The organism is Lysinibacillus sp. NPDC056959, assembly GCF_042674095.1.
Taxonomy (GTDB): Bacteria; Bacillota; Bacilli; order Bacillales_A; family Planococcaceae; genus Lysinibacillus; species Lysinibacillus zambalensis.
Genome location: NZ_JBHURE010000001.1, coordinates 421893 through 443544, shown reverse-complemented (window position 1 = coordinate 443544; position 21652 = coordinate 421893). Strand labels below are relative to the sequence as shown.

Annotated in this window: 16 protein-coding genes; 11 read left to right on the top strand and 5 right to left on the bottom strand. The window is 35.5% G+C overall.

Translation table 11 applies throughout. The features are described 5' to 3' along the window. Positions 1 to 31 precede the first annotated feature (31 nt). Entirely contained in the window at positions 32 to 751 is a 720-nt protein-coding gene (locus ACFTQ7_RS02000; protein WP_386827008.1) for an alpha/beta hydrolase, read from the bottom strand. A gap of 112 nt (positions 752 to 863) precedes the next feature. On the opposite strand from ACFTQ7_RS02000, the gene ACFTQ7_RS01995 reads away from it, so the two are divergent. Continuing rightward, entirely contained in the window at positions 864 to 1445 is a 582-nt protein-coding gene (locus tag ACFTQ7_RS01995) for a phosphatidylglycerophosphatase A family protein (RefSeq protein ID WP_349659072.1), read from the top strand. 632 nt (positions 1446 to 2077) lie between these two features. Here ACFTQ7_RS01995 and ACFTQ7_RS01990 read toward each other — a convergent pair. Genes ACFTQ7_RS01990 through ACFTQ7_RS01980 form a run of 3 tightly spaced genes read right to left on the bottom strand, consistent with a single transcriptional unit; the run spans position 2078 to position 6829 of the window. Further along, complete coding sequence (locus tag ACFTQ7_RS01990) at positions 2078 to 3871, bottom strand: ABC transporter substrate-binding protein (protein WP_386827007.1); 1794 nt, start codon at positions 3869 to 3871, stop codon at positions 2078 to 2080. Positions 3872 to 3887: 16 nt separating this feature from the next. Next, positions 3888 to 5384, bottom strand: coding sequence for an ABC transporter permease (locus tag ACFTQ7_RS01985; RefSeq protein ID WP_386827006.1), 1497 nt, complete (start codon positions 5382 to 5384; stop codon positions 3888 to 3890). Positions 5385 to 5398: 14 nt separating this feature from the next. After that, complete coding sequence (locus tag ACFTQ7_RS01980) at positions 5399 to 6829, bottom strand: ABC transporter permease (protein WP_386827005.1); 1431 nt, start codon at positions 6827 to 6829, stop codon at positions 5399 to 5401. A 336-nt stretch (positions 6830 to 7165) separates the two neighbouring features. Between ACFTQ7_RS01980 and ACFTQ7_RS01975 the strand changes: the two genes are divergently transcribed. The 3 genes from ACFTQ7_RS01975 (at position 7166) to ACFTQ7_RS01965 (ending at position 10687) form a co-directional block, all read left to right on the top strand. Continuing rightward, on the top strand, positions 7166 to 8905 hold the full coding sequence (locus ACFTQ7_RS01975; protein WP_386827004.1) for an ABC transporter ATP-binding protein: 1740 nt from the start codon (positions 7166 to 7168) through the stop codon (positions 8903 to 8905). A gap of 132 nt (positions 8906 to 9037) precedes the next feature. Next, the gene (locus ACFTQ7_RS01970) at positions 9038 to 9655 is read left to right on the top strand and encodes a thermonuclease family protein (protein WP_386827003.1); all 618 of its coding nucleotides are present in this window, start codon (positions 9038 to 9040) and stop codon (positions 9653 to 9655) included. Between the two features lie 222 nt (positions 9656 to 9877). Further along, a complete protein-coding gene (locus ACFTQ7_RS01965; RefSeq protein ID WP_386827002.1) occupies positions 9878 to 10687 on the top strand; it encodes a CPBP family intramembrane glutamic endopeptidase in 810 nt (269 codons plus the stop codon). A gap of 277 nt (positions 10688 to 10964) precedes the next feature. Here ACFTQ7_RS01965 and ACFTQ7_RS01960 read toward each other — a convergent pair whose 3' ends face one another. Beyond that, positions 10965 to 11837 carry a glycine betaine ABC transporter substrate-binding protein gene (locus tag ACFTQ7_RS01960; protein WP_386827001.1) on the bottom strand — a complete coding sequence of 291 codons (873 nt, stop codon included), beginning with the start codon at positions 11835 to 11837 and terminating at the stop codon, positions 10965 to 10967. Positions 11838 to 13029: 1192 nt separating this feature from the next. Between ACFTQ7_RS01960 and ACFTQ7_RS01955 the strand changes: the two genes are divergently transcribed. From ACFTQ7_RS01955 to ACFTQ7_RS01925, 7 genes are all read left to right on the top strand, one after another. Continuing rightward, a complete protein-coding gene (locus ACFTQ7_RS01955; RefSeq protein WP_386827000.1) occupies positions 13030 to 14523 on the top strand; it encodes a helix-turn-helix domain-containing protein in 1494 nt (497 codons plus the stop codon). Between the two features lie 172 nt (positions 14524 to 14695). Continuing rightward, on the top strand, positions 14696 to 15694 hold the full coding sequence (locus ACFTQ7_RS01950; protein ID WP_386826999.1) for an HD domain-containing phosphohydrolase: 999 nt from the start codon (positions 14696 to 14698) through the stop codon (positions 15692 to 15694). Positions 15695 to 16107: 413 nt separating this feature from the next. Beyond that, positions 16108 to 17154, top strand: a complete 1047-nt coding sequence (locus tag ACFTQ7_RS01945) for a methyl-accepting chemotaxis protein (RefSeq protein WP_386826998.1) — start codon at positions 16108 to 16110, stop codon at positions 17152 to 17154. 169 nt (positions 17155 to 17323) lie between these two features. Continuing rightward, a complete protein-coding gene (locus ACFTQ7_RS01940) occupies positions 17324 to 17893 on the top strand; it encodes a manganese efflux pump (protein WP_386826997.1) in 570 nt (189 codons plus the stop codon). A 276-nt stretch (positions 17894 to 18169) separates the two neighbouring features. Then, a complete protein-coding gene (gene isdC / locus ACFTQ7_RS01935; RefSeq protein ID WP_386826996.1) occupies positions 18170 to 18811 on the top strand; it encodes a heme uptake protein IsdC in 642 nt (213 codons plus the stop codon). Continuing rightward, positions 18811 to 20256, top strand: a complete 1446-nt coding sequence (locus ACFTQ7_RS01930; protein WP_386826995.1) for an NEAT domain-containing protein — start codon at positions 18811 to 18813, stop codon at positions 20254 to 20256. The genes isdC and ACFTQ7_RS01930 overlap by 1 nt, the downstream gene beginning before the upstream one ends. Positions 20257 to 20337: 81 nt before the next feature. Beyond that, positions 20338 to 21651: an NEAT domain-containing protein gene (locus ACFTQ7_RS01925; protein ID WP_386826994.1), complete on the top strand. Its 1314-nt coding sequence runs from the start codon at positions 20338 to 20340 to the stop codon at positions 21649 to 21651. Position 21652 lies beyond the last annotated feature (1 nt).

Sequence of the window (21652 nt, the reverse complement as noted above, 5' to 3'; positions counted from 1 at the left end):
ATTTCCGATTTCGTAATTTGATTCGTCTATATTAATTGAAATTTTCAATTAATGCGCGACGTAGATCAGGTTTCCAATATTTCCATGTATGATTGCCATTAAATTCTTCATAGAATATAGAAAACCCTTTGTCTAACATGAGATTATGAAGCTGACGATTTGGTGTTAAAAAATCTTTAATGGTTTTATCCATGGTGACAACTTTATTTTCTTCTTTTCCAACAATATGGTAAATGGAAATTGCGCCTGGATCTTTAAAATTCTCTACAGCTTGCAAAACATCTTCATCAACATACGGTGATTGTAAAATAACCTTGCCGAAAATACTTGGATATTTTAATGCGGCCATTAAGGAAGCGGTAGCAGCCATCGAGTCACCAATAACTCCACGACCCATTCCCATTTGATAGGTTGAATATTCAGCGTCTAAATAGGGCACAAGCTCGTGTGCTAAAAAACGAAGATATGCTTCATGTTGCTCTCCACTTGGAATATATTTAAGACGTCGATCCTTTATGTCCTTATAAGGAACGAATGCAATGATTAAATTTTCGATTTCATAGTCATCGATAAGTTCATCAGCAAGTTTTGTAATACCTCCAAGCTGGAAATAATCTTTGCCGTCTGATGCAATTAAAATATTATATTTATATAGTGGAGAATAATTTGCAGGAACATAAATATAGAGCAATAATTCCTCCTGTAAAGCTTCACTATAGAACTTTAAATCTTGTACAGTTCCCTTATCCAATGATGACACTCCTTCTCATGTTTGTATCGAAATTGTACCATATAGCTAAAGTAAAGGTATAATAGGTTGGGCTAGCACTATTCTAGCAATCAAATCGAAGTGAGGGATAGTTATGCATGATAAAAATACTCGCATACACTCTGATGAAGTAGCGAAGGCAGCTCAAGCTGCACTCATTCGTCGTGGTGTATCGCTAGAGGATATTGCTAAAATCGTTTATGAAATGCAAAAATCCTATAATGAAGGTTTAACATTAGACCACTGTGTTCATTCTGTTGAGCGTGTATTACGTAAGCGTGAAGTTCAACATGCTTTATTAGTAGGAATTGAATTAGATGAACTTGCAGAGAAAAAGTTATTGTCGGCACCGTTACAGCAAATTATTGAATCCGATGAGGGTTTATTTGGTGTGGATGAAACAATCGCACTTGGATCTGTCTTTACATACGGTAGCATAGCGGTAACAACCTTTGGCCACTTAGATAAGCAAAAAATCGGTATTATTAAGAAGCTGGACACAGAACCTGGACATCATGTAAATACATTTTTAGATGATTTAGTTGGCAGTATTGCTGCTTCAGCCGCATCACGTATTGCCCATCGTATGCGTGATTTGGAGGAAGAGGGCGAGACATTTGCAGATATTGAGCCCGAAGATCTAGGACCAAAACCAAAATCACATCATGAGATTTAATAAAGTATTAATAAAGATAACAGAGCCTTCTCCGATAATATGAGGAGGCTCTGCTTACGTTGTAAATAAAATCCAACTTTTTGGCGAAGCGAGGGGTTGATTTCCGTTCCGACTGGGCGCTTTGTTGCTGTCGCTACGCTTTCGCACAGTTAAAACATTTGCCGCTGACGCTTCGCTTTCGCGCAGAGCAGAGCTTCCTGGGGGCGTCCGATGAGCCGCTTCACTCGCGTTGCTCGCTGCAGGGTCTCGGGCCAACAGATGTCTTTTGCGCGAAAGCGTGAGTGCAACGTAGCGGCAGCAGCAGGTTTTGGTTTTGTTTGTGCGAAAGCGCAGCGACAGCAGCAGGTTTTGGTTTTGTTTGTGCGAAAGCGCAGCGACAGCAACAGCACGATGTTGGTCACGAAGGCGTTATCACAGGATGTGATGGTATTAGCCTTCGTTCCTCTATTGCTGATCCCCAAGGAGTCGCCCAGTCTCCACTCCAATCAACCACTTCACTCAGCATGTACCTTATGACGCGTCTCTCAATTTTAAAGTGATAAGTGATTTTTAATAATATAAACAGAGCCTCCTTGATTATATGAGGAGGCTCTGCCTATTTAATGTCTATGAATTGTTTTGTATAACCATAATTAATCGTTATAGGCTTTTAAATATTCTTTTACCTTTTTACTGTCTGCTTCAAGCTTTAACCCAGTATTAATGAGTGGTGAAACAGTGGATACAGCAGGTTTTTTATTGCCTTGATAGTAGCTAATAAATTCATCTTGATTAATAGAGTAAAGAATTGCTTTACGTAGATCTACTGATTCTGAAACAGGGCGACCAGATGTATTCATTTGTAGATATGATACGGCATTACTATCAGCAGTATTTAACGTTAGTTTCGTATCAGATTTTACAATGTCTAGCTTTGTTTCTGGTACTGACTGGAGAACATGAATCTCACCATTACGTAATGCTGATAATGCACTATCGTTATCAGCGATAAAACGAACATTAATTTTTGCGATCTTCGGTTCATATTCACTACCTACACGGTAGGCAGGATTTTTCACAAATTGTGCTTCATAATCATTTTTCTTTATAAGAATGTAAGGACCGCTAGCGTAAAGATGGTTGTTGTATGTTGCTGTGCCTTCCGTCACTGTAGCTTGATCACCATAGGCGATATCCTTGTCTGGATTATAGGCTGCTACATCATATGTGTTAATGCTTGTTACTTGTTTTTCAGAAACGATACCACCAGATTGGTGTGCTAAATAATTTAACACTTGTGGGAATGGTGTTGGTGTTGTAATTTTAACAACTTGGTATGCTCCAGTTTCATTATTCACAGTTCCTTTGTCTTTTGCTAATTGCGTTACAGAAGCAGGGAGGTTTTGGGATAATGCATCTAATACAGACTGATCAGAGCCTGCAACTTTTTTCTTTTGTAATTCAGCTAAGTCAGAAACGATTTCGACTGTTTCGATATTTTCATGAAGACTATATGTGCGATGGTCTGGAACTGACTTTGAATCTTTTGCACGATTTAATGAGAATACAACGTCTTCTGCTGAAACCAATTCACCTGTATCAACGGCAGCACCATCTTTTACAGCAGCGAAGTTAAGATCATCACGTAAAATGAAATAATATTCTTGGTTCCCTTCAGCAATAGCATGATTATAAGATAATGAACCATCAGAAACGACTTCATCTGTATCTGTTAAGTTTACAAGTCGTACATACATATTCGTATTTAATGTATTAATAGAACCGTCATTCCCTTTAATAGGATCAAGAGATGTTAACGAATCAATTGTTTGATGTAAAATCAACGGTTCAGTTGCATTTTTGGATGAATCATTGAATTCAATATTTTCCCATACTTGCGCACGGGATTTTGGTAGATGTACAGTTTTTGGGTTTACTAATTCAGAGTATATGCCTTGATATTTATTTGAAATATATAAAGGCGCAATATAAGCTTGATCGAATACTAAAAGCTGTTCTAATTCTTTATATTTTGCAGCGGCTTCATCACCTGTCAACGTACTTGCTTCCTCGATAAGCGCATCTAAACTTGAATCAGATACAATACTATAGTCACCGCCCGTTTTAAACAAACCACGAACAGCATAATCAGGGTTCCCTGTTACTGTTGTCCAGCTAGAAAGAGCTAAATCATAATTGCCAGCATCTTTTTGTGCTGAAAATGAACCATAATCAGGTTGAATATTTAGTTTAACTTCAAAGCCATTTTTAACTAGTTGGTCTCGAACAATATTCATATCTTCCTCAGAAGCGGCCATCCCTAATACTTCAACTGTCTTTTTACCTTTCTCTTTTGAATCTTTACTACCTTCTACTTCAGTTTTTGTCTGTACACAGCCTGCTAATGCTAAGATGGCAATGAATAAGAATACAAGTAATCTTTTCATGTAAGAACCTCCATTATTAATTTGATTTTGGATCTAAAGCATCTCGTAATCCATCTCCTAAGAAGTTAAAGGAGAGAACGAGAAGCATAATACAAAGACCTGGGAAAATAGCGACATAGGAATGTGTTTCTAGGTACGTACTACCGACTTTTAGAATATTGCCCCATTCAGGAATGTGTGGCTCGATGCCAAGCCCTAAAAAACTTAAACTACTTGTTGAAATTACAGCACCACCAATAGTTAATGTTGCTTTGACAATCATCGGTGCTAACGAGTTAGGGACAATATGTTTAAAAATGATTACAGCATCAGATGCTCCTAATGCTCTTGCTGATTCTACGAATTCGAAATTAGAGAGCTGCATTACATTAGCGCGCATAGTACGAGCATAAGTTGGAATGGCTCCAACACTTAGTGCGATGATTAAATTCATCGTATTGGCACCAAACGCTGCGATAATGGCAATAGCTAGTAAAATTCCGGGAATGGCATATAAAATATCAAGACTTCGCATGATTATGTTGTCAGTCGCTTTCCCGTAATAACCGGAAAATGCTCCAAGTGCTCCGCCGATTAATGCAGGTATAATTGTTGAGAAAAATCCGACAATAAGCGATATTTGTGCACCGAAAACAATGCGAGAAAATAAGTCACGCCCGTAATTATCGGTGCCTAGTGGATATTCTAATGAAGGTGTTTGTAACAGTGCCCCATAGTTATTTTCAATAGCGAAGTCATAGTCAAATGTCCAAGAGCTTGTTACGGACAAAGAAAACATAAGCACTATGAAAAATAATCCGAAGACGGCCATCGTATTGCGTAAAATCTTTTCCCAAATTCTTTGCCATTTTTCAATTGTAGAGGGATTTGCCTTTCGAGCTTTTTGAATAAGGCTATACCCTAGCAATGTTGCAAATAGATTGCCAGTCAATGAGGCAATAAGCAGCAAAATGCCAGGTAACAGCATCCATTTTGGCGCAGCCTCGGAAGTCACAAATTTTGTACATAGCAATAACATCATGATATAAAAGATTGCAAGGAGTAAGAAAAGACCCATTGCAAGTAAATAAGTATCTGTGACGTACGGTTTAAATAAGTTCAGTGCTGAAATTCCGATAATAAAAAGCTGAGTGATCAATGCATAAGCAGCAAAAGTATATTCAGCTGTCTTACTTTTTGAAATAAGTAAAAAAGCAAAGGATGTAGAGAAAATATTACCTGAAACGATTGTCAATAACAGTGGATAACCAAGTAATCGAGTGCTTTTTCGTATGTCACTATAGCTTGCTAAATCCTGTTTAATGCGTAAAGTCAGGAAACCAACATAAGCTGTGGTAATTGCATAAATGACAAAAAAGATTAAGACGATTGGTCGCCAACTTTGAGTAGAAAAATTATAGCTATAAGCTAGAAATAATAAAGAAAATAGAAAGGAAAAGACAAGTGTAAAATGTGAATTGACATATTCCTGTGTTATCTTCAAAAGTAGTTTGACATGTAAGCTGTTTTTCACGGGTGATTCCCCCTTTAAGACTTCTTCATTTTCGAGCGAATGCGTGGATCGAAAAAGGCATACATAATATCGATGAATAAATTTACGATCGAAATTGTAATAGCAATATAGACGACCCCACCGAGGATAGCTGGAATGTCCGGAATAAACTGCTTATCAACAATATAGCTACCGATACCACTAATATTGAAAACTTTTTCTGTAACAGATGCCCCACCTAACATTCCACCAAAAAGAAGTCCAATCACCGTAATAATAGGAATCATGGCATTGCGAATAGCATGCTTTGAAATCACTTTAAATTCATTCAAGCCTTTAGCTCTCGCTGTAATAATGTAATCCTCATGTATCACCTCAAGCATACTGGATCTGGTCATACGGGCAATGGAAGCCGTAATGGATGTTCCTAAGACGATAATTGGCATTATTAAAGAAAGCCAGTTTTGAGGATTATATGTAGCTGGGAACCATTGCAGCTTTAAGGCAAACGTTAAAATAAATAGTAAGCCTTGCCAAAAGCTTGGAATGGATAATCCAATCAAGGCAATGAACATAAATGTATAATCCAAATATGAATTTGGACGAACAGCGGAAATAATGCCGACCGGAATAGCAATAGCGATAGCCATTAATAGTGATAGGATTGCTATTTCAAGTGTGACAGGAAACTTGTTTACAATGCTATGTGTAATAGTTTCTTTCCCTGCAAAGGAAGTACCTAAATCAAATGTGAAGAGACCAGATAATGCATTCCATAATTGAGATAAATATGGCTGATCCAAACCATGAATATGATTAAAGTTAGCAATTTGCTCAGCTGTTGCCGCAACACCAAGTAAGTTTCTCGCTGGATCGAATGGCGACAAATACAAAATTGTAAACACTAGTGTCGCGACACCTACAATAACAATGAAACTTTGTAGTATTCGTTCAATAATAAATTGTAGAAATGGATTCGCACACAATAGAAGGACTACATAAAATAAAATAGCTGGTAAAAAAGTAAGAGCAACGAATTTTTTATTTTTAAGTTGCTGACTAAAAAATTGTAAATAGGATGGATCTTCTAAACCATCCTTTAATAAATCTTGCTCTACTAACTGCTGTATTTTTGATTCTGCTAATTTCGAAGCAGTTTCCTGTAATTGTTTTTCTGACACAAATTCATGAAAGAACTTAGCTTTGGCTAATTCTTGCTCAGCAAATTTAAATTGCCATTGTGCGAACAAACCCTTTTCTTTGTAGTACTGACTTCGTAGCTCAAAAGCTTGTCGGTATTGATGTGAATGTTTTCTTTTCCAATGAGATAAGTATGTAAATGGGTGTACTAAAATACTTAAAAGAAAGAGTAGCACATTGTAAGACTTATGGTGCATGAGCTTTTGATAAACTGAAAAAAAGAATACATGTTCCTTAGTTGTAGAATGATCTTTTGAAATAACCATGCATTTCCTCCAGACATAAATAAAATAATAGATTCCAAAATATGGACAAAAAAACATCAACACACGCGTAGTAGCTGTCTCATTTTTGTAAGGCCCTATTGAACAGATTGCAGGGTGAAAGATTCAACTTCTTTCAGTAGAAAGAAGTTAAAGCCTCCGGCGGATGTCACGGAAATCGGAAAGGAGTTCTTTGTGCAAGCACAAAGCCGATTCCGGACGCAATTATGCCGAGGCATAATTGATTATAATTATATTGTATAATTCCTATCAGTATTGTAAAGTATGGGTTATACAAATAATTAAGTCAATCACAAAATTTACAAAAGGATGGATTGAATGAGTGAAAAGCTTCTAGAAATAAGCGATCTTCGTGTATCTTTTATAACGGGAGAAACAGAATTTGAAGCCGTTAAAGGCGTTAACTTTCATTTAAATAAAGGTGAAACACTCGGAATTGTAGGAGAGTCAGGTAGTGGAAAAAGTGTAACGGCTCGTTCAATTATGCGTCTATTACCATCACCACCTTCATTTCTAAAGTCAGGAAATATTTTGTTTAAAGGCCAAGAAATTACTTCAATGAGCGAAAAACAAATGGAGACAATCCGCGGACAAGATATTAGTATGATTTTTCAAGATCCAATGACATCTACAAATCCAACTATTCGTATTGGAGAGCAAGTAGCTGAAAGTTTAATAAAGCATCAGTCAATGTCCAAAGCTGAGGCTTATAAGCAAACAATAGAGTTATTAAAGCTTGTAGGTATTCGAAATGCAGAAGAACGATATAAACAATATCCGCATGAGTTTTCAGGAGGAATGCGCCAACGTGTGATGATTGCCATGGCACTTGCTTGTCAACCATCTTTACTAATTGCAGATGAACCGACTACAGCCCTTGATGTAACTATTCAAGCGCAAATCCTAAAATTAATGCGAGACATGCAAAAAAAGATGGGCACCTCAATCCTATTAATTACTCATGATTTAGGTGTTGTTGCTGGCATGTGCGATCGAATTATTGTTATGAAAGAAGGGGAGATTGTTGAGCAAGGTACAACAGAGGAAATCTTTAGGAATGCTCAACATCCTTATACTAAAAAACTATTGAATGCTTTACCAAAGCTCCATGAGAAAAAGCAGCCTAAGCAAATTACGAATGTACAGCTTGAATTAGATAAAAATAAACCATTAATCGAAGTGACACATCTTTCAAAGGATTTCGCATTAGGGCATGGTCAAACGGTAAAGGCTGTCAACGATTTATCGTTCCATATATACCCAGGAGAAACATTAGGTTTAGTAGGTGAATCGGGCTCAGGAAAATCTACGACAGGTCGAACGATTTTACAGCTTCATCAGCCTACGAATGGAGAAGTTTTATATCAAGGTGTACCAATTACAAGACTAACGAAAAAGCAGCTTAAAGCAATGCGGCGTCATATGCAAATTATTTTCCAAGATCCATATTCCTCGTTGAATCCTCGAAAAAAAATAGTAGATATTATTGGGGAAGCTCTAGATATTCATAAACTCGTTAAAACGAATGAAGAGCGTCATCAGCGTGTGGAGGAATTACTTGAACTTGTAGGCTTAAACAAAGAACATGCAATGCGTTATCCGCATGAATTTTCAGGTGGACAACGCCAACGTATTGGCATCGCAAGAGCTTTAGCAGTGGAGCCAAATTTTATCGTTTGTGATGAACCACTTTCAGCCCTTGATGTTTCTATTCAAAAGCAGATTGTAGACTTGTTAAAGGATTTACAGCAGCGCCTAGGATTGACATACTTATTTATTGCTCATGATTTGTCTATGGTTAAACATATTAGCGATCGTGTAGCTGTCATGTATGGTGGGAAGATTGTAGAGCTTGCAGAAAGTGAGGAGCTGTACGCCAATCCACAGCATCCGTATACACAAGCTCTATTACACTCAATACCAATTCCGGATCCTACGATAGAGAAGAAAAAATATATGGATACCGAACATATAGACAAACAAACACATTATGAGATAGAAAATAGTCAGCTTGTTGAAGTTTCTCCAAACCATTGGGTTGCTGTTGCAACTACATAGCTTGAATGTAGTAGCCTGATATTTTACAATAGAAACATCGTGAAACTTTTAGGACTTTTGATGAGTTAAGGATTTCTTTTAGAAGCTTCCTTAAAGTGTAATGAAGATGAATAGTTGTGAGGGACCTACTACATGAAAATGCAAGATATAAAAACGTTAATTACGAGTGGTACAATCATTCTTGCCGTTGCATTGTATATCATTTTTGGCAGATCACCAGCTCAAGAAAAGGATACAACATCTACTGACCAGAATGGAGCTATTTCGATTGAACATGTCGAAGAAAAAACAGGAAATCAACGCTTTGATGTAGATTATATTAAAGCATATGATGGTGATACAATTCAGGCGACAATAAATGGCAAGAAACAAAAAATTCGCCTATTGATGGTAGATACACCAGAGATGAATTATAACAAAGGTGAGGCACAGCCTTATGCTAAAGATGCGCGAGATTATACGATTAAGTTGTTAGAACACGCCAAAAAGATTGAAGCGGTTTACGATGTCGGACCAGAAACAGATAACTACGATCGCTTATTAGCTTATGTCTTTATTGATGATGTAATGTTGCAAGAATCATTATTAAAAGAAGGACTTGCAGCAGTGCGCTTTATCCATAAACCAAACAATACGTTTGAGGATGAATTTAGAGACATTCAGCAAGATGCAGAAAAAGAAAAGTTAAATATTTGGTCACATCAAAATTACTTCCAAAAAGATGGTTTCCATCCGGAAGTATTAAAATAAAGGTTATCAAACAAGGGGGACTGTCCCAAAAGGCAATGAAAAATGCCTTTTGGGACAGTCCTTAAGTTTTTTCATTTCAATAATAATTTAGCTTGAAAATACATATGTTTTTGTATATATTGTGTATAAAGTATATATACAACATTTAGCGCTGTGTTTATAGACACACTTTAAGCAATGTAAATAAATCAATTAAAATGCTTTAAGGGGGAAATTAATATATTGAAATGGATACTTTATGTACTCGCCGGCTGGTCAACGTTAGTCACTGGTCTGTTCCTAGCTTCTCTTTCCAGTAATCATTTGATTCAGGGTCTTGTGATGAGTGGATTGGTTATTCCTATTATTTTGTATTTATATCAGCATGTTTATCGACTGACTGGAGTTAAACCAAAGGCGCCGGTATATTCTTGGAAAAGGCTACATCATTTTATTTCTGGGGTTATCTTGGCGATTGCACTGGCTTCATTGGGCTTCTTCATAGGCAATTTTCAAGGGTGGATAGACTTTGAAAAATGGCATCCCTCCGAACAGTGGTTTATTGCTCTAACCTTGAATATTTTATTTGCTTTTTTTTATGAAGCTTTACCAGAGGAATTTGGATTGCGAGGTATGTTATATGATGTCTTACGCTATCGATTCACCGCTTGGTTATCCGTATTACTTCAAACCTTACTTTTTGTAGCATTCACTATAGCAGTTGGTCAGATTCAAGTGCTTTTTGGACTTGCTCCAGGCGTATCCATTAACGTCTTTTATATCATTTTAATTTTTAGCTTTGGAATATGTTTGCAGTTGCTCCGTCTATGGACAGGAAGTCTCTGGACATCAATTGGTTTTCACCTCGCCTACTTAGAAATCATGAGGTTTGCTGTTTCTCCACATCAATATGGAGTTCCTCCAATCATAACTTACCACGAATCAGTGCCTGGAATCGGCCTCTTAATCTCTATTTGTATGATGATTATTGGGGGCATCATTGTATCACTCGTTATATTAGGTGTGAAGCGTTTTATACGGAAAAGTACATGATTTGAACTGAATCGCTTTCATAAAATATGTGCTCCATGCTCAACTTCTCACACAATTGCGATATAAAACAAAAAAGTCGATTCCATATGGTACTGGAAATCGACTTTTTTAGGTAAAATCTGCAAAGGAAATGGATTTTGACGTTTGACCTAATTGTAAAGATAGAATCTTTACGTTCCAATCATCATCAACTAAAGTGCAGAAGGTATTGTTGTTTTTAACTATATTGCTTCATATGTAAAATTGCTAGACGCGTTTATAAAACTTGTCATTTGTACTATTTTACATCTTTTGTCCATTCTGAAACTTTATCTTCATTTTCTTTGATCCATTTTTTTGCTGCCTCTTTAGGATCATCGCCTTTCATAATATCAAACATAACACGTTCAATATCTTCTGGAGTCCAGTGGAAGTTTTTTAGAACACTATACGCTCCGGGATCATCTTCTTTCAATCCGTTACGTGCAAATGTACCAATATATTCTTCAGTTCCGTATATACCTTTAGGATCGTCCAAATATTTTAAATCAAATGCATTAAACTTCCAGTGCGGAGACCAACCTGTCACGATGATTTCTTCATTTTTCGCAATCGCTTGAGTAAGAGCTGCTGTCATTGCGCCTGCAGATGAGGTAACTACATTCCAACCTTCTAGGTTTTTATATTCTTTATAAGCATTTTCTGTAGTTGCTGTCATATTTGCTCCTGGATCAATGCCAGTGATCGTTTTACCAGCTTCATCTGTTAAATCTTCGATAGAATTTACGTCCATATAACTTGGGACAACTAAGCCAATTTTTGCACCTGCTAGGTTTTCACCCAAGTCGTCTATTTTATCCTTGTACTTCTTAACTTGTGGGGCATGTGTTTGTGGTAGCCAAGCTGACACCATGCCATCGACCTCTCCTTTAGCAAGAGCCTCCCACATAATTCCGTTATCCAGTGGTGTTAGTGTTACATCATATCCTAAATCTTCTAGAACTTGACCTACTACGTTTGTAGAGGCAATTTCAGTATCCCATTCAACATAGGCTAAGTTCACTTCATTTTTGTCTTTATTTTTCGTGCTTTCACCTTCTGAGCTACAAGCAGTTAATACGAACATGACTGCTAAAGCCAATCCTATCTTCAATAATTTACTGAATCGCATAAGATCTCCCTTTCTTTATTATAGGATGATATGTATCTAAAAATTAACAAGTAACAACTTAAAGTTATCAAAAGGTTGTTACTTTTGTCAAATTGACTTCAAAAGGATGATATATAAAGTATGCATATGGATAATTGTAGCTGCCGCTTTGCTTTCGCTACAGATAAACAATGCGGTCGGAATGGGCTTCGGGCTTAGGGTGAAACGATGTCGGTCATTTCAGTAATGCTACAGGAGTGGCGTATTTACCGATTCAAAAAGTATTTTATGTAAAATCATTTGTATTGGATACATTTCATGATACGGAGGTAAATTAAATACTTTTGAGTACAAAAAGGATGGTTTTGAATGAATTTAAATTTGCAATAAAAAAAGATTATCAAAATATGTTGGAAAACTAACAAAAATTGATTTTAACAATTTTATGGTTAGTGCGATAGTTTAGATGTCGAATTTAAATATAGGTATATATTCAAGAAAATCTTTAACACCGCACAATTTACAGCGTATATATAGCTAGCGCATGCTTTATAAGGCCCTAAGAAGGGTGATGTATCTTAATTTGATCCATCTCTTTTTTTCATTAAAACGAGCGGTTGAAAGCCCTTTGCATATTCTGTCTTCGAAAGTGTTTAGGACGTTTTATTCTACACTAGCTTTGTAAAATCCTGTGGGGTTTTCGTAAGTGAATTTTCAGGAAAAAGCGTTGAGAAACACCCTCTTAAGATGAAATCCAGTAGATGAGCTTGTATCTAGATGAAAAAATAGATTTTGACCCTTAGAAAAGGTAGGTGTTTTGAGTGGATTTTATCATTATCAAAATATGTTCAAAAACGAACAAAAACTGATTTTGCTTGTTATAAAATGCCTGATATAGTGTAACTATCGTTGAAAACAAGAGGCTTTTTTCACGATTGTATAAAATGAGTGAATTTAATGAAAATAAGCCGTATTTGTTGTTTAGGAGAGTATATAAAGGGAGCGAAATATTCAGTAACACCTTTCTGATTGGCAGCTTTGATGATCTGAGTAGTTATAAAGTATTGAAATTAATACTTATCATGTTTAGTGTCGTAAAAAACGGGAATAGAATGTATTGATAAGAAATAAATAAGCTTATCTAATATTAAATAAATCGTTAATTTTTATGACGTAGCTAGGGTTTACTGGTGGAAGACATTGAGGTGTTTTTATGTATAATTTTTTGGATCGATTACCTTTGCAAAAGGTGAATGTTTTACATCATATTTACAATGAACAGAGGCTATTTTCAAATTTAGAGTTATCCCAAATGATGGAACTGTCTGAAAGGACAATTTTGAAAATAGTAGATGAGATAGCAATTGATTTAGAGTTTATTACTGAATCTGCTGTTATCCAAAAAGAAGAGCAAAAGTATTTTCAACTAAATTATAAAAATAATTTTTCAATGAAGACTGTTGAAAGATATTATCTAAAAAACTCGTTAACCTATAAAGCTTTTAATGAGATTTTTTACAATAAATTTTATGATGTCAATACGTTTGTTTTGGAAAATTTCACAAGTGTTGCATCCATGTATCGAAGAATAAAAAAAGTTAAGCCTTTGTTAGATCAGTTTCAATTGAAGTATACATCTTATGAAAAAGTAAGCCTTGAAGGGACAGAAAAGCAATTTCGTTATTTTTACTTCTTGTTCTACTGGAATTCGTATTGGGGAGAAGAGTGGCCATTTACGCTAGTTTCAAGAGAAGAAATACTAGATTTAATGAAGGAAGTAGATATAGCTTATTCCGAACGAGTTTTATATTGGCTGGCCATCTGTTTATCACGCGCAAAATTAGGATGCCTAATCGAATATCATCCAATGTATGCAAACTTTACGAAACATCATCATAACTATGAGCATTTATCTAGAAAATTAAAGCATATATTTAGAGAATTTACTGATTTATCAGACGAGGAAATTGAATTAGAAACAATGTTTTTATTTTCGATCATTAGCTGTATGCGTCCTTATCATAAAACAGATAATGATGTAAGTTTATTGATGAACTTCGCACAGCATCATAATCAGGAATTATTTGTACAAGCAACTCTATATTGGATAGAAGTGTTCATCGAGCATTTTTCAGTTACTTTAGATGTAGAAGAATATGGGGCACTTTTTATCAATTTAATACATCTTCATTATTTTACTCTAAGCTTCTCTGGTCCATCTACTTTATTTAAAGAAGATCTTTATCAAAAGAGATTAGAAATGCATGAAACGGCTCAAATAGAAATTATGAATCAGTTTTATGATCGTCTAACGGAAAATCAGACCTTCGCTATCGTATTTGAACGCAGAGAAATATTAATTGGTAGATATCATAAATTACTAAAACAAACAATTGATATTGCCAATAGAGATACTATTAAAATAAAAGTATTTTCAATGATAAATGATGATCCTTATCTATTCAGTCAAATAAAACGTCTTTTTATCCATGTTGAGTTGTGCTCTAAAGATGAAGATGCGGAGTTAATAATAACGGATCGCTTATACTTAACTATTAAAAAAGACATCAAAGATATATTTGTATGGAATTCAGTCCCTTCAAAAAGCGATTATGCTAGGTTATCAAAAAGACTACAGGAAATCTATTTTACTAAATATCAACAGCAAAATAAGTTATTATTGAAAACTTTACTAAGTGAAGTGTAAAGAAGATGAATGAAGGTTGATTCATGTTTTTGAAAAGAAAAAACAAAGAGATTCATATAAAAATAGATAATGTAGTAAATGAATGAAGTAAAGCATTTGAAGAAGTTGCATTGTCGGCTTAACCGACTTGCTAGGTGCTAAAGAATTTAACAATGGATAAGGGGTCTTCTAAATGTGTAAAAAAATACCGAAGGAATTATTATACTATTTAAAATTAGGTGATGCTGTTGTAATCATTGATGAAAATCAATTAATTATCGATGTGAATCAACAATATGAAACGATCACCGGCTGTAAAAGAGAATTTCTTATTGGATTACCAGTAGAAAGTTTAAAATCGAGGGTAACGCCATTTGTTATGTATAAATCGTTAAAAAGTACATTGAAAAAAGGACAGCCATGGTCTGGGACAATGGTTCATGTCAACATATCTTTAGAGCTAAGATACTCATTTATAACGATTACGCCAATTGAAATAGAAGGAATTATTTATTATGTAGGAGTCATGCGCTTAGCAGAACAACTATTGATAGATGAAGTGAATCAGAAGAAAGTAGAGCACAAGGAGCTATTTCAGTTGTTAGCTCTGTCAAGTGAAATGCGCGATGTAAATATAGCAGAACATCTTCTGAACGTGCAAAATTTAGCAGAGGAATTGTTGCTAAGCCTCTTCGAAGATAAAACGTATAATTTATCGATAGAGTATGTTAGTAAAATTATAGAATACAGTGTTTTACATGACATTGGAAAATCTGGAATACCGGAATCAATTCTGTATAAAACAGGGACACTAACAGTCTATGAGAAAAAAATTGTGAAGATGCATCCTCTTATGGGTGTAGATGTATTGAATAAACTATCTAATGAAATGAACAATAAAGTTTTTGATGACAAAAAAATAGCTGAAAATATTATTAAATATCATCATGAGAATTGGGATGGAACAGGATATCCAATGGGGTTAAAAGGAGAAGAAATTCCTTTTGAAGCGAGGGTAATATCTATAGTAGATGTTTACGACGCTTTAGTTAGTGATAGAGCTTATAAAAAAGCTTGGACAAAGGAAGAAGCTCTTTCTTATTTAAAAGAACAGAAGGGTATTAAGTTTGACCCTAATTTAGTAGAAGTATTTATTGAAAAAGTTATTCAAAAAGATAGTATTTTTCTGTAATCTAACTCCAAGATATAGGAGAAATATAACTTTTAATTTCCACAATTAATCAATTTTGTTAAATCTAATTAGGTCAACGAAAATTTTAGATGCCATTTATATAAGTTGATTTTCGTTACAACTAGGCGACTCATTGGGAAATAATAGTGGAACGAAGGCTAAAACTATCACCTTCTGTGATAACGTCCTCAGAACAATATCGTGTTGTTGTTGTTGTTGCTGACGCTTCGCTTTCGCACAGATAAAACCGTGTTGCTGACGCTTCGCTTTCGCACAGATAAAACCATGTTGCTGACGCTTCGCTTTCGCACAGATAAAACCATGTTGCTGACGCTTCGCTTTCGCACAAAAAACATGTGTTGGACCGATGCCACAGGAAATCGCACAGTCGGAACGAAAATCAACGTTAGGTTATGGCGATCAACCAAGTTGAAGATGGTGATTTAACGCGACATGCTGAGGTAATATATCCGGATGATCTAGGGAGAATTACGCAAGGTTTGAACCATTCTGTTACACATATTCAGGAACTTGTTTCTAATGTAAATAGTACCTCAACACAAATGGGAAATTTAAGTGAAGATTTAAGTGCAACTATTGAGGAAATTACTGCTTCAATGAATGAAATTGATACTACCTCAAAGGAAGTTGCTATGGGAAGTACTACACTAAGTGCAACAACTGAGCAATTAAACGCGACTGCAATCGAAGTGCTTGATAGTACGGAAAAATTAAATGAGAAAACCAAATATAGTCTTAATTTCTCAGAAAAAGTAAAAGAGAGAGCTATTGATATTAAAGAAACAGCTATTCAAGCATTTAGTACAGCTCGTAATCTATATGATGACAAACAAAAGCTAGTTTTAGAAGCGATTCAAGCCGGACAAATCGTATCTGAAGTAAAAGTAATGTCTGACACAATAGCAGATATTGCAGATCAAACGAATTTGTTAGCATTCAATGCAGCTATCGAAGCTGCCAGAGCAGGAGAGCAAGGTAAAGGTTTTGCTGTTGTCGCTGATGAAGTGCGAAAATTAGCCGAACAATCATCTGAAACCGTTCAAAAAATACAGATTGTTACAAGTGATGTAGAAAAAGCATTTAAGAATGTGTCTACTAATGCTCAAGAGCTTTTACACTTTATAGACGATAAAGTAACACCTGATTATGAACTTTTCCAAAACAGCGGAATTCAATATGAAGAAGATGCTACGTACTTTAATACATTAATAACTGAAGTGACAACTTTTGTTGGAACGATGAAGTATTCTATGCTAGAAATACAAAAAGCGATTGAAAATGTATCTACTGTCGCAATAGAGTCATCAGACCATTCAAATGGGATAGCAAATAGTATTTCAGAAACATTACAAGCTATACAGCATGTAGCAAAATCATCCGTTCAAACTGCAAGTATCGCTGAAAAGATTTCTCAACAATTAAATAATTTTAAGCTATAGAATAGTAAATAGTACCCACGTGGCAAGACGTTGAATAAGATAATTTAATTCTCCCGCAAGTAATCCAATGCCCTCCATAAGCAATTCCATTCAAAGTATGAATGAACAAAAATTTTTTCCTTTCATATCATATGTGAGAATGGATTTTACGTTATTGAGGAGGAAAGGAATGCATTGGATAGCCATCATTCTTATTGGGATAGCTGCCAACTTAGATAATTTAGGAATTGGTCTCGCTTATGGTATTAAGCGAGTGAAAATACCCGTATTATCCAATGCGGTTATTGCCCTTATTTCAATGATCGTCACATACGTTGCAGTTACAGCTGGGAGCGTAGTTATTGATTATGTCTCTCCAGATTTCGCAAATTTAATAGGAAGTCTTTTGCTTTGTGTTATTGGGATATGGACTTTATTATCTAGTCGCCTGTCTAACCAAGGGCTATTAGAAAACCCTGAAGTATTTGATGAGGATAAAAATTATATCATTTCATTTCGAGAAGCAATGACGCTCGGCTTTGTCTTATCAGCCAATTGTTTAGCCGGGGGAATAGCACTTGGAGCCAATGGTATTTCTGCAATATGGACAGTAATTTCTATCGGTTTCTTTTCGTTCATAACAGTAGGTGCGGGTGTTCACTTTGGAGGTTTACTGACAAAGACATTCATAGGAAAACACTCAACCGCTATTTCGGGATGGTTACTAATTCTTATAGGGATCATTGAAATAATTTCTTGAATATACTAGATTTCTAGTTGAGATTAATGAATAGAAAGAGTGCTTTTCTATTAAAAATAGGAAATATCACATGTTTTTCGTGTGATATTTTCTTTTTTTAAGGTAATTTTGACATATTGAGGACAAGTTTGGCTTTATGGTTGACATTCACTGGCATTAACACGTATTCTTGGTAATAGAGATTCAATTGAGAATGATTTTCATTCCGAAGGGTGCTTTCAATCATGTTTTTATGGAATTGAATTTTTCTATTATTTTAGAGGAGGCGTACAACACATGAAGAAATTAATGATGTTCGTTATGCTTGTAACTTTGTTTGTATGTAACTTTGCATTACCGCAAGCGTCTGCCCAACTAGCTGACGGCACACATTCGATACAATATCAGGTCAATAAACCTGAAAGTAACTCTGTATCCATTGCGAATGATTATTTTCTAAAACCAGCAAAGGTCACATTGAAAAATGGGACAGCTACTGTACAAATTACATTGAAAAATAGTGCATGGATTACAAAGTTCCAACCACCAGGTGGAGCAACTGTAGTTAGTGAAAATAAAGCAGCTGATACTCGTATCGTACAATTTACAGTGAAAGATTTAACGAAACCAGTTGTAACTGCTATGAAAATTGATATTGACGATATTAATTATCATCACGAATACAGCGTTTCACTAGTATTTGATGCGGCATCTGCAGGAAGCGCAACAGTAGTAAAAGCATCTGAAATGAAAACGACTGATGCTTCAACGAAAGCATCTGATTCGAAAACGACTAATGCTCCAACAAATTCTTCTGAAAGTCATGTGCCGAATCCACAAACAAGCGATACAACACCATATGTATTGATTGTTGCATTAGTTGGATCAGCATTTTTACTTTATAGAAAAAAACTACAAACAAAAACGGAGGGTCAATAATGGCTAAAAAACGTCAATCACGCGCAACAAAAATAGTACTAGCTTCATTGTTAGCAGCTTCACTTTCAGTACCATCATTTGCATCTGCAAAGGTTGCTGAAGTAACGACTACAAATACTGAAGTAAAAGCAGAAGCTACTAAATCTGAGAATACTGGTACTATTGTAGATTTCCAAACTTTTAAGCCTGGAACAACAGAACCACAACCTGCAATTAGTTCTCATCTTGTAACACAAGGTACAATCGTTGAAAAGGATGGGAAATTTGAGGCGAAATTAACGGTAGCAGCAAAATCTGCCCCAATGATCGCAGGTTTACAAACGAAGCAAGGTGATAAGTTTGTAGATGCTACTGAAGTGAAAAATGCAGATGGAACAATTACATACAGTTTTCCAGTTGTAGCTGGAGAAGTATTATCAGCGAAAATCCACGTTGTCGTAGCTTCAGCTAATATGGACAAGTGGTATGATTTTGATTTAAAAGCAGTAGAAAGTGGTAAATCTGAAGAGGTTAAAGAAGAAGTTAAAGTAAATGAAGTGGCTGTCACTGTTTACAAAAACGGTACTTCTGAAGAGTCAATTATGAAGCAATATATTAAATCAAAAGTAGACGTATCAGTAGTAAATGGTAAAAACATAGTTACTATGACGTTCCCTCAAGGTCAATATGTTAAAGGATTTAAAGTAGAGGGAAAAGAAGCTACTTTAGTAAGTAAAGACGATGCAACAAATACAAGTAAGTACTCATTTGAAGTGGCAGACTTAAAGAAACTTGTGAATGCACAGCTGCATATTGTTGTAAATGAGCCAGACAAAGGCGTGAACTATGATTCGAACCACCAAGTTCAATTTAGTTTTGCTGTGGAAGGCGCAGTGAAACCAGTGGTGAATCCATTTAAGGATATTAGTAATGATGCTAATAAAGATGCGATTCTAGCATTATATAGCAAGGGAATTGTTAAGGGTCAAGATTACTTTAAACCAAATGACAATATTACACGCTCTCAATTTGCGTTAATGATTGCTCGTTCATTAAATGTATCTTCAACAAAAGATGCTGGATTTAAAGATACAGCGAAACTTGATGCAGAACGTGTACAAGCAATTAATGCTTTAACTGAAGCTGGAATTGTTATGAAAGCTGAGAACTTTAAACCAAATGACACACTTACTCGTCAACAAGCTGCAGTGATGATTTACCGAACAGTAACGCATGTTGCAGGAAAAGAAATGAACTATGGTGATCCAAGTTTGTCTTATTATGCTGATGGTGCAACTGTTAAAAGTGAAGAAGCGAGAAAAGCATTTGCGTTTTTATATGCAGGTAAAATCATGACTGGATCTGTCGATGCTAAAGGTAAAACTGTTATTAATGCAAGCAGTCCATTAAAACGCGCACATATGGCAAAAATTTTAAATGGCTCATTACAATACATGAATAAATAATACGGTTACAGCAACTTCCTTTCTCACTTAATCGAGGAAGGAAGTTACTGTGTTCTTAAAGAATTTGGAGGAATTTACACAGTGATTAACAATAGAAAAATATTTCGAGTATTCGTGTTGAGTACTATTTTACTGATGTTTCTCCCTCCATTTGTATGGCTTCAGGCAAAAGCTGAAGAATCTGTATTAGAAAATGGGAGCTATCAAGTTGAACTAAGTTTTTCATCTCTAGATGGAGGGAAAGACAATATTTTTAGTGAATTGGCGACAATTGATGTGAAGAACGGTCAATATAGCTTGAATTTAACTATAAATCAGCCATTGAGTATAAGAGATATACATATCGAACAGCTGGAAAATGAGCTTTCGTCAAACGTTCAGACTGAAAATTTAGTTCAATTTGATGTCAAGGATTTACATCAGCCTATTATCATTAAAGGCAAGATGGCACTTTCATCCTCTGAGGAATATCTCCCTTTTTCCCAGGAGCTTCAATTACAATTAACAACCCTTTCAATAATTGGACCTAAGGATGAGGAAGTTATTCCGGAAAACGATAGTAAAGAATCTCCTTCAGAAGAAATCTATGATAAGGAATGGTCAATGAATTACGTATTATTAGTAGATGGAAAAAACGAACAATCCATTATGAATACGTATGTAAATCCTGTTGCGAAAATAAAAGAAAAAAACGGTAAATATTATGCCCATATGACAATTTTAAAATCTAATTGGATAACAGGATTAACTGTAGATCAACAAGGAAACCAAGTGGAACCAAAGCTTATTTCACTTGTAGACAATACTAGAATTGTTGAATTTGAAATTAGTAATTTTGAAAAGCCAATACGTATGTGGGTTAAAGTTGATATACCTGATATTTCTTATCACCATCAATATTTCGTAAATCTAAAGTTCGATCAACAGCAAGTAGCAAAGTTGTTAAATAAGCCTTCTACAAAAGAACCCTCTAAGCAAGTAGCGAGTGAAAAGCCACCTGTTATTGTTAAAGAGGAAGTAAAAAAGGCACCTGTTATTGTTAAAGAGGGAATGAAAAAGGTACCAGTGGTAACACAATATGAGACTGCGGTCAAACAGCCTCAGATGTTACGGCCACTGCCATCATTTCAGCCTACATTAACTGTGCCTAAGGAGGAGCGGTTAGCATTTGATCGAACGCTTGATGCACCTATTGAGGATGAGGAAGACGACAAGAAAGCTGATGTTAAAGAAGAAACTTCAAAAAAAATAACGAAGGATTCTAAAGTCGATCAGCAGCTTGCTCGGCTGAACATTGTAAAGATAGTATTGCTAGTAGTAACTTGTCTTTTATCGGGCTTATTGCTCGTTCGCCGTTTAAAAAATTCAAGAAAAGATGTGACGGAACAGAAATAAG